Source organism: uncultured Campylobacter sp., assembly GCF_938045405.1.
Taxonomy (GTDB): domain Bacteria; phylum Campylobacterota; class Campylobacteria; order Campylobacterales; family Campylobacteraceae; genus Campylobacter_B.
In genome coordinates, this window is sequence record NZ_CALIMW010000061.1 from 1 (window position 1) to 13,584 (window position 13,584).

Sequence of the window (13,584 nt, forward strand, 5' to 3'; positions counted from 1 at the left end):
ATTTTATTTATCATTTATAGTTATAGAACTTAATTAAATTTAAAGAATTCCCAGCTTTACGCCTTTATCTCTTAAATTTACATTTTTTAAAATTACAAATTTTTACTTTAAATTTAAAAGTATTTTCATGAAATACATGCGATGAGATAGTGAGTAAATTTTAAGATTTTAACTTGAGAAATTTTAAAATTTTATCATAAGTGAGCGGAATTTTATCTACGCGTAGTATATAGCTGGCATCATGGCAGATTAGTATTTCTAGGAAGCTGCGCCTAAGATAATTTATAAAATTTAGAATTTTAAAATTCTAAAAAATTGATAGCTCGCTGATTGCGTAGCCTTGTTCGTGCGCAAGCATGCAAGCTTCACGGATTAAGGCGCGCTCGGTGCGATACCGTGTTTATCATCGATGAGTTCCGCTTCGTTTAATTGCTTGTATTCGTCGCAGCCGATCTGCTCTGCTAAATCGCATGCTTTCCCGTAAAATTCTTTTGCTAAGGATCTATCTTGTTTAATGTGCCATCCATTTTTGTATAAATCCCCGAGATAACTACACGAGTCTGCATCCCCGCTCTCGCAAGTATTTTTAAGCAAATTTAGCCCGCTTTGATATAGGCTTTCTGCTTTTTGGTAATTGCCTGCTTTGTATAAGTCTCCCAGAATCAAGCACGCCGCTGCCCTGCCGCCATCACAAGCCTTCTGGTATAAATCCGCAGCCTTTTTGAAATCCTTCTCTACGCCCCTACCATCTATATATAGATCCGCTAGGCGCTGGCACTCATATAAGTCGCCTTCATCGCATTTCTTTTGATTTATTTGAGCTTTCTTTTGGTACAAAACAGCCGCTTTTTTATATAGAATCTCTGCCTTTTGCAAGTCCTGTCTGACCTTGTTGCCGTTTTTATATAAATATGCAAGGTTATTGCACATATCTGCATCACCGTTATCGCAAATCATTTGACGCAAAACCATAGCCTTGTGCTTGTCTCTTTGGGCGCCGATACCGGATTCGTATAGAATTGCAAGCAAATCGCACGAAAGCATATTGCCGCCGTCACAAGCCTTTTGGTGCAGGCTCGCCGCCTTTTGATAGTCTTGTCTAACGCCATAGCCTTCGAAGTATAGTCCTGCAAGCTCATAGCAGCCGGTCATATCCCCGCCGTCGCAAGCTTTTTTATAAACGTCCGCTTCCTTTTGATAGCTCTGCGTGGTATTGATGCCGAATTTATATAAACCTCCGAGCCTATAGCAGCTTCGCGTATCTCCGCCGTCGCAGCTGCGCTGCCACATTTTTATCGCTTTAGAATAATCGCCGTCCTTATAGAGCTTATCCGCGTCTTCAAAGACTCCACCCATGCAAAACATAGCTATAACGGCTAGATAAAGATATCTTTTCATTTAATCCCTTTAAAATTTCCGTAAATCTACTCGCGCATTCACGGTGTAAAATTCTGCATTTAATATTTTATGATCTCGGTTTGCGCGTGGGCTTAGCACATAGCTAGCCCTAGCAGAACCGAGACCGCGCCTAGCTCTCCTTCAAAAGCTTGGTTAGCGCCGTGCCGCTTTCGTCATGCTTGCGGATATTTTTATAAATTTTATTGAAATAAATTTCTAAAAATTCCTGATCGTCGATTTTCTCTTCGCCCTTTTTCGGCACGATCTTTCGGTACTCGCCGCTGCTTTGTAGCTCGAATGCAAGCTCATTGTCGCTTAGCTGAAGCTTTAAAATTTCTTTTAGCTTGTTTTGCAGATTTTCGTTGTAAATCGGGCTCATCAGCTCCAGCCTGCGTTCTAAATTTCGCGGCATCCAATCCGCGCTCGCGATGTATAGGCTGGGCTGCGCGTGCGCGAAATAAAAAATTCTAGCGTGCTCTAGGTATTTGCCGACGATCGAGATCACGCGGATATTTTCGCTAACGCCCTTAAGCGCGGGGCGCAAGCAGCAGATGCCGCGCACGATGAGATCGATCTTCACGCCCGCGGTGCTTGCTTTATACAGCGCCTTGATCATATCGCCGTCGACAAGAGCGTTCATCTTAGCGATGATCCTGCCGGCAGAGCCTTTTTTCTCCTCGTTTTTTATCATCGCAAGGAGTCGCTCTTTGATCTGCATCGGCGACATAGAGAGGTTGTCGAGCTTGCGGTTTTTGTTGTAGCCCGAGAGGATGTGGAAGAAATTCGTCGTGTCCTTATCGAAGCGGTCGCCGCAGGTAAAAAAGCTCACGTCGGTGTAAATTTTAGCGCTAGAGCCGTTGTAGTTGCCCGTGCCTAAGTGGATATAAAATTTTAGCTTGCCGTCCTCTTTTTTGATGATCTGAGTTACCTTGGCGTGGACTTTAAAGCCCGTGATGCCGTAGATTACGTGCGCGCCGGCGTCTTCGAGCGCCTTCGCCCAGTGCAGGTTGTTTTCCTCATCAAATCTCGCCTTAAGCTCTACCATCACCGTTACCTGCTTGCCGTCGCTTGCGGCCTCGATCAGGCTCTGGACGATCGGCGAGTTTTTCTCCACGCGATACAGCGTCATGCGGATCGAGATGACCTTTGGATCCTTGGCGGCTTCTTTGATGAGTTTTTGGACAGGATCGAAGCTCTCGTAAGGATGGATCAGCAGGATATCCTCCTTCTCCATCGCGCTCATAACGGAGGTATTTTCGTTAAAGGGGGGCAGCGTCTTTGGCAGATACTGAGGATGGGCTAGAAAGGAAAAATCCTTATTGGAGGCGATCTCCCAAAGCCCGTCCAGCGTAAGCGGCACGGCGCATTCATATATATCTTTGTAAAAAATTTTAAGATGAGAATTTAGAAATTCTAAAAGCTCGGCATCGGCGTCCTTTTCGATCTGAAGCCGTACGAAAGCCCCCTTGCGGCGCAGCTTAAGCCCTGCTTCCAGGATCATCATAAAATCGTCCGCTTCCTCCTCCTCGATCACGATATCTGCGTTTCGCGTGACGCGGAAAGCTGCGGAGCTGATGAGCTTATAGCCCGGGAAAATTTCCTCCGCATGGCGCTTTACGATGGTGCCGATCGGCACGTAGGTGTTTTGTGCGACCTGTACGAAGCGCGGAATCACGCGCGGAATTCTAATCATCCCGAAATGCACCGACTCAGGCGCGCCCTCGTCGCAGAGCTTGACTGCGAGGGAGAAGCTGAGATTATTTAGATGCGGGAAAGGATGGGTCGCATCCACTGCGATCGGGACGATGACGGGCATTATCTGCGAGAAAAAAAATTCGTCCGCTACCGGCTTTAGCTCGGGCTGTAGCTCGTCGTAGCTTTTGATAAAAAGCCCGTTTTTGCAAAGCTCCTTTTGGATGCCGAAATACTGCTGCTCAAGCTCGGTTTGTTCGTTTCTTAAATAGGAGCGGATCGCGCGCAGCTGCTCAAGAGGCGTCATCTCATCGTCCCCGCTGGTTATAACGCCGGCGGTAAAAAGCTGCTTCAAACCCGCCACGCGGATCATATAAAATTCGTCTAAATTCGTGCTGTAAATCGCTAGAAATTTTAATTTTTCAATTAGCGGGATATCCTTTTTGCATTGTTCCAGCACGCGGGTGTTGAAGCGCAGCCAGCTTAACTCGCGGTTTATAAAATTATTTTGTGTTTGCATAAAAACTCCTTTTTGAATATTAATTCTAAGATTATAGCCCAATTAAGATTAAATTTTAAAGTCCGAATTTCATGAGCTTGCAAGTGGGGCAATTTAGTATTTAAAATTCTGCCCTAATTCCCTATTTTTCCTAAATCCTTGCACATTTGCGCATTGCCGTCTTTGCAGCCAAGCTTTAAATACCGCCTCAAATATAAAATTTGCTCTTCCTCCTCCTCGCTCATATCAAGCACCCATTTGCACGCTTGTTTTATTGCGAGTTAAAAATAGCGCTTTCATTTCAGCCGCTCTAAACGATATAAATTTGAATCAGAAAACGACGTAAATTTTATCTCTTTGCTATCGGCTACGCTTTGGTTGCACTCTACCGCGACCGGCATCATTAAGATCAAAAGCGCCAAAATTACGGGATAGAATTTTTTCATTATTGCTCTTTGCCCTTCTTTGGATTTGCCATCTTTTACTCCTTAATTGAATTTGCGTTGTATTTATCAGTTATTTCTTTAAATGCTTCTAGCGCACACTTTACGGGATCGTGTTCCTCCTCATCTCGTAAGCAGTTTTCTAAAGCCGTCTTTAGCGCGCAAGATTTTAGTTTAAATATTTTTTCTTTTTCTAGATGCTCTGAATACTTTTCGCAAGCTATAGTGTAATTATGTGCCGCTCTTTTGACATTGCCTCTTATCGCAATATCATGAATTCCTAGGTTAAAACAAGAGGCTGCGATACCCGCTTTACAAGATTTTTCTAAAGGCACAAAAGCCGCTTCACGCATACCGAGCTCTAAACCCATAACATAGCCCAAATCATCGCATTTTTCCATATTACCGCTATCGCATTTTTTAGATAAAATTTCTATTAGTTTAGTGCATGAGCTATATTTGCCGTTTCCTTTATTGCATTCGTTATAAAGATTTTGTTCCTCTGCCGTAGATTTGGCAGATAACGGACACGACAATATCATAATCAATAAGAATAAAACGCCAATACTTCTCATTTCAGCTCCTCTACAGTTCTTTTTAAAAGAGCCTTGCCCTTTATTATCGGATTGCATTCTTTATCTTTTAAACAGCTCTTTAATTCCTCATTCATTCTACAAAAAAGCTCACTATTCTTCAGCTTGCTATCGCATACTTTTTCAAAACTCCTAATTGCCCTTTGTATATTGCCGTTAAATTCTATATCTTCCCAACCTAGCCCCATGCAATATTCGATAAGGTTAGCATCGCACAGCTTAATCAGATATTTCATAGCTTCCTCTTCTCTAAACAAAGATTGTAAAAAATCACTCTGTATAGTACATGAGCGCATATCACCATCCTCGCACTCTTTAGATAAAATTTCAACGAGTTTATTGCACGATCCATATTTTCCGTCACCGTAATCGCAGGATTTAAAAAGCATCCTTTGCTCTTCGTTATTAAAATCCTCTAACTTTATCAAGCTTGTCAAATGCGATTTTGCTGCAGCAGGAATCGCCGCAAATGCCGTTATAAACGCAATTACCCAAATTTTAAGATAGAATTTTTTCATTATCGTTCTTTGCCTCTCTTTAGATTCGCCATCTTTTACTCCTTAATTAAAAATTTTAATTTTGCATTATATTTTTAGCCGTGTAGTAAATACTTTCTATCACTTTTAATGGATTACATTCGCTATTGCTTAAACACTCTTTTAATTTATCTTCGGCCATGCAAGATACTCGTAGAAGTTTTTCATCTTCAATGCCAAGCTTGCAAGCTTTTGAAAAACTAGCATGCGCTCTATTTATATTATCTGTGCGCCCAAGCTCATCAGATCCTAATTTAAAGCAATAAAACGCCAAATCCGCATCGCAAGCTTTCTCTAATGGTGCGATAGACTCTTCAGTCTTGCCTATCTCATATAGCACATATCCGAACTCTCCGCATTTTTCGGCATTACCGCTATCACAATGCTTCGATAATATATCCGTTAGCTTCGTACAGGCACTATATTTCCCGTCGCCCTTATTGCAAAGCGAATGTAAATTTGCTAAATCCTTTTCTTTAAAACCAAAACCAGCATACGCACACTAGAATGCCAACATCGCTATCAACACCAAACTTTTCATATCATTGCTCCACAATCCAGTTTAGAAGCTCTTTGCCTCTTTTTATCGGATTGCATTCCGTATCTTTTAAGCAAATTTCAAGCTCGTTTTTAAATTTACAATATTCCTCACTGCCGTCGATTTTGGCATCGCAAATTTTATCCAAGCTTCTTATCGCCCTATCGATATTTCCCGTAGCTGCTATATCTGTCGTCATTAACGAAACGCAAGACAACATCAAATTTGCATCGCAAGCCTTGCTTAAAGGCGTGATAGCGTCTCTGTATCGTCCGAATGCCGATAAAAACTCTCCCGCAATCTCGCAGCTCCTAAAATCTTCATTATCACATCTTTTGGTTAAAATTTCAGCCAGTTTCATACACGCGCCATATTTCCCATCGCCGCTATCGCAAGCAATCGCTAAATCTTTTTCCTCTTTGGTTTTTAATAAATAATCCAAGCCTTCCGCTGCCGTAGCGGGGATCGCTGCAAATGTCGCTATAAATGCGAATGCTGAAATTTTAAGATAGAATTTTTTCATTAGCACTCCTTATTTTAAGCGGCAATTATATATAAAAATTTTTAGCTGCTTCTTAAAAAATTTAAGAGGCGCGGCGGCGCGATAAATGTGCCGTAATCCCACCCGCCTGCACTTAGATGAAATTTTAAAATTTCGCCGCCCGCTACGCACGAAAGCTCCATAATCCGCCGTAAAATTTCGCTCGCAATGGGTCTAAATCGCGCCGTATTTTCACACGGGATAAAATTTTATAAATTCAAAAGCCAGAGGCGCTGTTTATTGCATACCCGCTGCGCTGCTTGTTTTGCACCGCCTATTTTTTGCCGCCAGTTTCACTATCGTTTCGTACCTACCGAGCCGCCCATTTTGATGCACGCCGCCCGCCGCCCGCTACGCACGAAAGCTCCATAATCCGCTGCCCTACTTCGCGTCTAAATTTAAAATTTCACTCGAAATTTCATCTATCGTCACGTTGAAATCCTGTGCCAGCGCGCGCTTTAGCTCCTCTTTCGCCGCCATCATATCGCGCACGATCGCAGCTTCAAACTCCTCTCGGTTCAGCGCCTCGTCGCCCTTGGCAAACGCAAAATCCAGCCCGAACCACGTAGCCACGGCAAACGCGGGCACGCATACCACCGCGCCCGGGCCGCACACGAGCCCCGCACTACCGCTGGTTGCGCTGGCGCCCGCCTTGGTAAGGGTCTTTGCGCCCGTTTTAGCCGCAGTTTTAGCGAGGCTCTTGCTTATCAGCTTTGCGCCCAGCACGCCGCCCAACGCCCCTAGTCCCGTCCCGCTCGCGCGATACGCCTTGCTTTTTAGGCTGAAGCTCTGCGTGACGTTAAGATCGATTTTCGCGCCGTATTTTTTGAGCGTAAAATTTAGCGAGCTCTCATAATTTTTGACGTTCGCCGCAGCTATTTTAGCGATATTTTCGCCAAAATCTTTCGGAAAACTCTCGCTCACAAAGCTCGCAAATTTCTCATTCAGATACGCCCCCGCGTCATCGTCCCACACGCCGTGCCACAGCACCAGATAATCGCTCAGAAACGAGTAATTGAAATCCGCCATTTTCTGTGCGCTAAGCCTCGCGCCCTCGTCGTAAACGGCGTCGATGTAGCTATTTAGCGCGGATGCGGCGTTTGCCTCCGCAGCGAAGCGCGTGGCGTTTAGCTCGCCTCTTAGCGCGTCCGCCTCTCGCGCGCTTAAGATCAGCCGCTCGCCGCTTTGCAGCACGATCTGCACGCCCGTCTCGACCGCGCTTTTAGGATGTGCGCCCTCCGCTCCGCTGCCTGCCGTGCGCGTCTGCGCGGCGCAGATCAAACACAGCGTGACGTAGGCAAGCGCGAATATCGTGCCGCTAAAGCGCCCTATTTTGGGCGCGGCTGCGGCTCGTGGCATAAAAAGCACGAAGGCGCAAAGATGCAAGATCGCGCAGTAAAAGAGGAAATCTCCCGCGCAGATCAGAAACAAAAGAGCGATTTTTAGCGCGCTAGGGCTCTGCGACAGCGCCAGATCAAACAGCGCGTTTTTGTAAAATTTCAAAGCGTAAATTTCATTTAGCAGAGCGGATCTGAAGTGCGCTTGCGGCGCGGTAGATTTTAAAATTTCAAAAATTTCGGCTACCGATGCGGAGCTTGGCGCGGAATTTTTGGCAGAACTGTCGGCGGCCATACTCGGTGCGGCGGGATTTTGGGCTAAATTTTTCGCTGCGGCTGGGCTAGTCGTAGAATTTTTAGCGTTGATTTGCGGTGCGGCAGCGGTATTTGCCTTTGAATTTTCAGCCGAGGCCTGCACCGCTCTGACGGAGCCCGCTTTAAAATTTGCGGGCGAAGCGGTGAGATTTTTAGCGGCATCTGCTACAGGCTTGACGGCATTGCTCGTCTCGGAATTTCCGACAATTATGGCGGAGTTATTCGTCGCGGAATTCTTAGCGGCGTTAGCGGCGTTATCTGTTGCCAAATTTCCGACGGGCGCGGAAGCGTCATTCCTTGCGGAGTCTTCGGCGAATGAAGCGGTGCGGGCGGACGAAGTAAAATTTATCGCGGAATTTTGAGCGTGTGCGGCTAAATCCGCAGCGTCCGCAAGCCGTAAATGGGCTAAATTTAGAGTGAAATTTACCGCTACGGCAAGCACGGCGAGCAGCAAAATGCTAAGTTTGAGCGATAAAATTCTAGGATTTTTAATCTCTTTTAGACTGAGCTTCAGCACCGCTAGGCGCATCAGAGCAAGAGCTGCAGGCAGTGCCGCTAGCGTCACGAATAGCTCCGCGCCGCGCAGATCCGCTAGGCCTAGCGCCAAAGTGACGCTTAGGAGGATCGCACCCGCGAAGGCCAAAATCCCGCTTATGAGCCTGCCTCTAAAAATTTTAATCAAAGTCCCGCCGCTGCGAAATAGCGCTGCATTGGCGCGCTGCTTAGCCTCGTAAAAAAAGCTAAATAGCACCCGAAATAGCGCATAAGCCCAAAACGCCGCCAGCGCGCAAAAGCCCGCGTCACTGAAATCCTGCGCGTAAAGCGCGAAGCAAAAAACGCTAACGATCAGCGCTAGCCTAAGCGCTATTTCACAGATCCAGCGGCGCGTCGTCGTCATCGAGCCTGTTTGCCTCATTGATCTTTGGAATGCCCATCTCTTCGATATTTAAAGGCGGCGCGGGTTTAAATTTCGCCTCGTCCTCTTGCGGCTCAAAAGGCGGCTCATCGCCATCGCCGTTTTCAAAATACACAGCGTCCTCTTGCTGCGTGTTCTTTGCGCCTTGCGATACGCCTTTTGCATCTTGCCGCGCGCCTTTCGTGCCCCGCGATGTGTCTTTTACGCCCTGCGGAGTGCCCGATAAATTTTTATGCACGTCTGTTTCGGGCGCGACACTGCCCGCTCTTGCATCATCTAAATTTTGCTCCTCAAATTCTTGCTTTTGCGGTGCGTCCTGTGCCGCGCGACGCACCTCTGCTAAGCCCTGCTCTGCGCTAAGCTTAGACTCGCCGTCTATCTCCTCGCCGTCCTGCGCATCGCTTTGACCGGAGCTAGGCATCTCGTCAAAGTCGATATTTACACTGGAATTTCTGGCGCCGGCAGAGCCTTGTGTAAAATTTTCGGATGAATTCTGCATAAAATTTTCCGAGAAATTTTGCTGCAAATTTTGCGCTGCATCAGGATTCGGCATATCGAAGCGCGGCGCGGCGGTCTCATCAAAGCCCTGATCTTGCAGCTGCGAGACGTAGTCAAGATTGTCGTTTTCGTTAAAGATCGCGCTCTCGCTGGGCTCGCCGCCGAAGCTCGTATCGACGAAGCGGGTAAATCTGCCCTGAAAGCCCACCTCGATCGTCCTGCCCGCCTCGCCCGAGCGGTTTTTACCGACGATGATTTCGGCTTTTTCCTGATAGTCGTTGCGCCTAAACACGGGCTCGCCCGCGTCCTTGCCCTCGGCTTCCAGCCGCGAAATGCGCTCGCGCTCCATCTGCTCTTTATAAACCTCGTCGCGATAGACGAAAAGTATGATGTCGGCGTCCTGCTCGATCGCGCCGCTTTCGCGCAGATCGCTTAGCATCGGGCGTTTGTTCGAGCGCGCCTCAAGCGAGCGGTTTAGCTGCGACAGCGCGATGATCGGGATGTTTAGCTCGCGCGCCAAGAGCTTGAGTCCGCGTGAAATTTCGGCGATTTGCAGGTGGCGCTCAGAGTAGTTGCTCGTGCTCGTCATAAGTCCGATGTAATCGATCACGCAAAGCTCGATGTTGGCGTCTGCGGATTTGAGTTTGCGCAGCTGGGTGCGGACTTGGTGGATGTTTACATAGCCGCTGTCATAGACGAAAAGCGGCATATTCAGCACCGCGTCGCAGGCGTCGTTGAAGCGCGTCCAGTCGTCGTCGCTGAGCTTGGCGCTCATTATGTCGCTTAGCGGGATCGAGCTAAGCGCGCTTAGTATGCGATACATCAGCTGCACGGAGGGCATCTCGAGCGAGAAAAATACGACGCCTTTGCCGCTTTGCAGCGTTTTCATCATCAAATTTAGCGCAAAGGCAGTCTTGCCCATGCCGGGGCGGGCGGCGATTATGATGAGCTCGCCCGGCTTTAGCCCCTTCGTGCAGTCGTTTAGGAAGCGAAAGCCCGTATCCAACCCCACGAGCTCCGAGCCTGCGAGCGCTTTTTGGCGTTTCAGCTCCTCTACTACGTCGGCGATGATCTCGTGAGATTTTTTGATACCGCCGTGGCGCTCCTCGTCGATGAGCTCGTAAATTTTGGAGCTGATTTTATCGGCAGTGTCTTTGCTGCGCACGGCTTCGTTTACCATCGAAGGGATCTCGTGCGCGACCTTGATTAGCGAGCGCTTGATCGATTTTTCGCGCAGCTCAAGCGCGTATTTTGGGGCATCGACTACGCCGCTGGTGGCTACGACCTCGGTAAATGCGCCATCGTCGTAGCGCTCGGCTAGCCATTTTTTAACGAAGCTCGGCGCGATCGGCTCGTTGTGCGAGGAGCACTTGACGATCGCCTCGTAGATGTCGGCGTGCGGCTTGTAGAAAAAATCGCCGACCGAGATTATCTCGCTCAGCTCGCCGTATGCGTCCTCGTTTTGCAAAAGCGAGCTTAAAATAGCGCGCTCCATATCCAGATCGTATAAATTTGCAGGCACATTCTGCTTCGTTGCCATCGCTTCCCCTCGTTTCGCATTTAAATTCTATAAAATTTCAGACTCGCTTCCGCAAATCTCTGCGGCGCGATAATTTTAAATTTTATAGAATTTAAATCTTGCCTCTTAGCAAAATTTTATCGGGAGGAATTTGTATAATTTCGACCGCTTTAAATTTTGCTATCTAAAATTTCATCCTCGGAATTTTTGACTTTAAAATTCCACCGGCTTGAAATTTCGCCCTTTGAAATTTTGACTCTTAGAATTTTGCTCGCCTTAAATTTTAGGTGCAGACGAAATCCAGCCGGATGAAATTTCGCGGCGTATCGAAAGTTCATCCGTCAAGATTCCGCTTTGCGGCACGGAATTTTACCGCTTAAAATTTCGCGCGGTAAATTCTGCACTATAAAATTTCGCTTCAAATCGCGAGGTTGAAATTTTAAAATGAAATTTCAAGACGAAATTCCAAAGCTACAATTTTAAACTCAAAAATTTCACACGAAATTTCAGCGCTAAAATTTCAAGCCCAAAATTCCAAGCCGTATTCCCAAAGGCTCAAATTTAAAAGCGCCGCCTTAAGGATGAAATTTTAAAATTTCACGCCAAGACGCGCTGTACCGATGAGCCTAAATGAACCGCGACGAGCCCGAGAGCACCTTAAAATGCCGAGCAAACTACAACTAACCCAAGCGCACCAAAATTCAGAGCCGAGCCGCCCAAGCTACGAATCATAGCGATATTTAAGCCGCTAGGCGCCGCAGCTCTCACGCTCCTTCGCGAGCCCGCACCTCGTCCTCGACCTCTTGCAAAAACCGCTCCACGAGCTTGCTCTCATCGAGTTTGGCGACCACTTCGCCGTGGCGCATCACGATGCCGCGCCCGTTGCCGAACGCGATCGCCACGTCCGCGCCCTTCGCCTCGCCGATCGCATTTACGACGCAGCCCATGACGCTGATATTTAGCGGCGTTTTGATGTGCGCGGTTTTTTCTTCGACGATTTTGATCGCGCTTAGCAGATCGCTTTGCAAACGCCCGCAGGTAGGGCACGAGATGATATTGACGCCGCTTTTTTGCACGCCCGCATCCTGCAGGATCGCGCGCGCGACGCGGATCTCCTCCTCAAGCTCGCCCGTGATGCTCACGCGCATCGTATCGCCGATCCCCTCCATCAGAAGCGCTCCCAGCGCGATCGCGCTCTTGATGCTCGCGTGAAATTTCGTCCCCGCCTCGGTCACGCCCAGATGAAAAGGATGCTCGCACAGCGGGCGCAGCGCGCGATACGCAGCCACCGTACTCGGCGCATCCGAAGTCTTAAGCGAGATCGCAATGTCGCTAAAGTCCTCATCCTCAAGCAGCGCGGCGTTATACAGCGCGCTTTGCACCATCGCCTCCACGCTGCGGCCGTATTTTTGCTCAAACTGCTCCTCGAGTGAGCCCAAATTTACGCCGATACGGATAGGTAGGCTGCGAGCTTTACACGCGCGCACGACCTCTTTGATGCGATCCTTGCCGCCGATATTGCCCGGGTTTATGCGGATAGCATCGACAAACTCCGCAACCTGCAGCGCTAAGCGAAAATTAAAATGGATGTCCGCTACGATGGGAAGCGGCGAGCTTCTTTTGATGCGTGCGAGCGCATCCGCGTCCTGCTTATCGAGCACGGCACAGCGCACGATGTCGCAGCCCGCGAAATACAGGCGGTTTATCTGCTCTAGCGTGCCCTCCACGTCCTTCGTTTTAGAAAAGCTCATCGACTGCACGGAGATGGGCGCGCCGCCGCCGATTTTGACGGAGCCGACGGAGATTTGGCGGGTCGGATAGCGATTTTTCAAATTTAAGCCTTTAGAATTTTTTGCGCTATTTTATTCAAAACGGGGTTAAAATTTAATAATTCGCGTTTGCCAGCCGCCGTAGAATTTCGCCTGCAGAATTTCACCTATTAAATTTTGCTTTTACGCTTGCAAAAAATTTCATTTCGCCGCGAAATTTGAGCAAATAAAGTTCTATAAAATTCCGCCATCTAATAAAATTCTAAAAATTCCGGTAGCAAATAAAACTATACAAAATTTTATGGCAAGCGAAATTTAATAAACCACGTAGCCAAGCAAAATTCCGCAAACTTAGCAGGCAAGCGAAGTCCTGCGACGTAAAATTACAAAATTAAGCTCTTAAAATTTCGGCGAAATTGTAACCGCAGTATCGTCGCAGTGCCCGTTCGTGCAAAACGAGTGCAGTCTGGTTTATCCTAGCAGCGCGGCATGCAGCCGTGAAATTTCAAAGCGCATGGATGAAATATGAAAATTTTATTTTTAATTGCAGCGTAGGGGCATTGTTTCGCACGGCGGCAAAGCCGAAAAAAACGTCAGCCGTTCGTGTTTTGCACACCGCGCCAGTATCGCGATCTTATAGAGGCAGCAAAATTTAAACCGCCTACGCATATAAATTGCGCCGGCGTGCCGCCTAGGTTAGCGTACTAGCTCCATATTCACCTTGACCCTGCTCATCTTGTCCTGCAGCATATCCATCACCGACTCATTGCGCGACGAAGCGTCATCCGTCGGGGCTTCGTGCTGCTGCCACTTACTTTTCGGCGCGGCGGGGCCCCACTGCGACGAAAATATCAGCCCTCGCTTTTTCTCGGTCTCAGGCGCAGGCTCGTACGGCTGTGGAGCGGGCTTCGCCCAACGCTCATCATAACGCATCGCAGCACCTTGCCCTAGCGCATTACCCCGCTTTGGCGACGGCATCCTACCAAGCGC

Annotated in this window: 12 protein-coding genes; all 12 read right to left on the bottom strand. The window is 47.9% G+C overall.

Annotated elements, in window-relative coordinates; genetic code table 11:
- Nucleotides 1-372: 372 nt before the first annotated feature.
- Entirely contained in the window at nucleotides 373-1,398 is a 1,026-nt protein-coding gene (locus tag Q0140_RS02125; RefSeq protein WP_297961253.1) for a tetratricopeptide repeat protein, read from the bottom strand.
- Nucleotides 1,399-1,528: 130 nt separating this feature from the next.
- Entirely contained in the window at nucleotides 1,529-3,610 is a 2,082-nt protein-coding gene (locus Q0140_RS02130) for an RNA degradosome polyphosphate kinase (protein ID WP_297961256.1), read from the bottom strand.
- A gap of 275 nt (nucleotides 3,611-3,885) precedes the next feature.
- Complete coding sequence (locus Q0140_RS02135) at nucleotides 3,886-4,035, bottom strand: hypothetical protein (protein ID WP_297961259.1); 150 nt, start codon at nucleotides 4,033-4,035, stop codon at nucleotides 3,886-3,888.
- A 35-nt stretch (nucleotides 4,036-4,070) separates the two neighbouring features.
- Nucleotides 4,071-4,607 (bottom strand): hypothetical protein, encoded by a 537-nt coding sequence (locus tag Q0140_RS02140; protein WP_297961262.1) that lies wholly within the window; start codon nucleotides 4,605-4,607, stop codon nucleotides 4,071-4,073.
- Nucleotides 4,604-5,143, bottom strand: a complete 540-nt coding sequence (locus Q0140_RS02145; RefSeq protein WP_297961264.1) for a hypothetical protein — start codon at nucleotides 5,141-5,143, stop codon at nucleotides 4,604-4,606. Before Q0140_RS02145 ends, Q0140_RS02140 begins: the two co-directional genes overlap by 4 nt.
- A gap of 55 nt (nucleotides 5,144-5,198) precedes the next feature.
- On the bottom strand, nucleotides 5,199-5,501 hold the full coding sequence (locus Q0140_RS02150) for a hypothetical protein (protein ID WP_297961267.1): 303 nt from the start codon (nucleotides 5,499-5,501) through the stop codon (nucleotides 5,199-5,201).
- Nucleotides 5,502-5,703: 202 nt separating this feature from the next.
- Complete coding sequence (locus Q0140_RS02155; RefSeq protein ID WP_297961270.1) at nucleotides 5,704-6,222, bottom strand: hypothetical protein; 519 nt, start codon at nucleotides 6,220-6,222, stop codon at nucleotides 5,704-5,706.
- Between the two features lie 399 nt (nucleotides 6,223-6,621).
- Nucleotides 6,622-8,790 (bottom strand): hypothetical protein, encoded by a 2,169-nt coding sequence (locus Q0140_RS02160; RefSeq protein ID WP_297961272.1) that lies wholly within the window; start codon nucleotides 8,788-8,790, stop codon nucleotides 6,622-6,624.
- Nucleotides 8,762-10,846, bottom strand: a complete 2,085-nt coding sequence (locus Q0140_RS02165; RefSeq protein ID WP_297961275.1) for a replicative DNA helicase — start codon at nucleotides 10,844-10,846, stop codon at nucleotides 8,762-8,764. Before Q0140_RS02165 ends, Q0140_RS02160 begins: the two co-directional genes overlap by 29 nt.
- Nucleotides 10,847-10,995: 149 nt before the next feature.
- Nucleotides 10,996-11,163: a hypothetical protein gene (locus Q0140_RS02170; RefSeq protein ID WP_297961278.1), complete on the bottom strand. Its 168-nt coding sequence runs from the start codon at nucleotides 11,161-11,163 to the stop codon at nucleotides 10,996-10,998.
- Between the two features lie 426 nt (nucleotides 11,164-11,589).
- Nucleotides 11,590-12,657: a flavodoxin-dependent (E)-4-hydroxy-3-methylbut-2-enyl-diphosphate synthase gene (gene ispG / locus Q0140_RS02175; RefSeq protein ID WP_297961281.1), complete on the bottom strand. Its 1,068-nt coding sequence runs from the start codon at nucleotides 12,655-12,657 to the stop codon at nucleotides 11,590-11,592.
- A gap of 633 nt (nucleotides 12,658-13,290) precedes the next feature.
- The coding region (locus tag Q0140_RS02180; RefSeq protein ID WP_297961284.1) for a hypothetical protein at nucleotides 13,291-13,584 on the bottom strand (294 nt) is incomplete at its 5' end.

Coding starts and splice junctions, on each gene's coding strand:
- Q0140_RS02135 (WP_297961259.1), bottom strand. CDS start 4,035: ATGAAAAAATTCTATCCCGTAATTTTGGCGCTTTTGATCTTAATGATG.
- Q0140_RS02170 (WP_297961278.1), bottom strand. CDS start 11,163: ATGAACTTTCGATACGCCGCGAAATTTCATCCGGCTGGATTTCGTCTG.
- Q0140_RS02140 (WP_297961262.1), bottom strand. CDS start 4,607: ATGAGAAGTATTGGCGTTTTATTCTTATTGATTATGATATTGTCGTGT.
- Q0140_RS02165 (WP_297961275.1), bottom strand. CDS start 10,846: ATGGCAACGAAGCAGAATGTGCCTGCAAATTTATACGATCTGGATATG.
- Q0140_RS02145 (WP_297961264.1), bottom strand. CDS start 5,143: ATGAAAAAATTCTATCTTAAAATTTGGGTAATTGCGTTTATAACGGCA.
- Q0140_RS02130 (WP_297961256.1), bottom strand. CDS start 3,610: ATGCAAACACAAAATAATTTTATAAACCGCGAGTTAAGCTGGCTGCGC.
- Q0140_RS02160 (WP_297961272.1), bottom strand. CDS start 8,790: ATGACGACGACGCGCCGCTGGATCTGTGAAATAGCGCTTAGGCTAGCG.
- Q0140_RS02125 (WP_297961253.1), bottom strand. CDS start 1,398: ATGAAAAGATATCTTTATCTAGCCGTTATAGCTATGTTTTGCATGGGT.
- Q0140_RS02155 (WP_297961270.1), bottom strand. CDS start 6,222: ATGAAAAAATTCTATCTTAAAATTTCAGCATTCGCATTTATAGCGACA.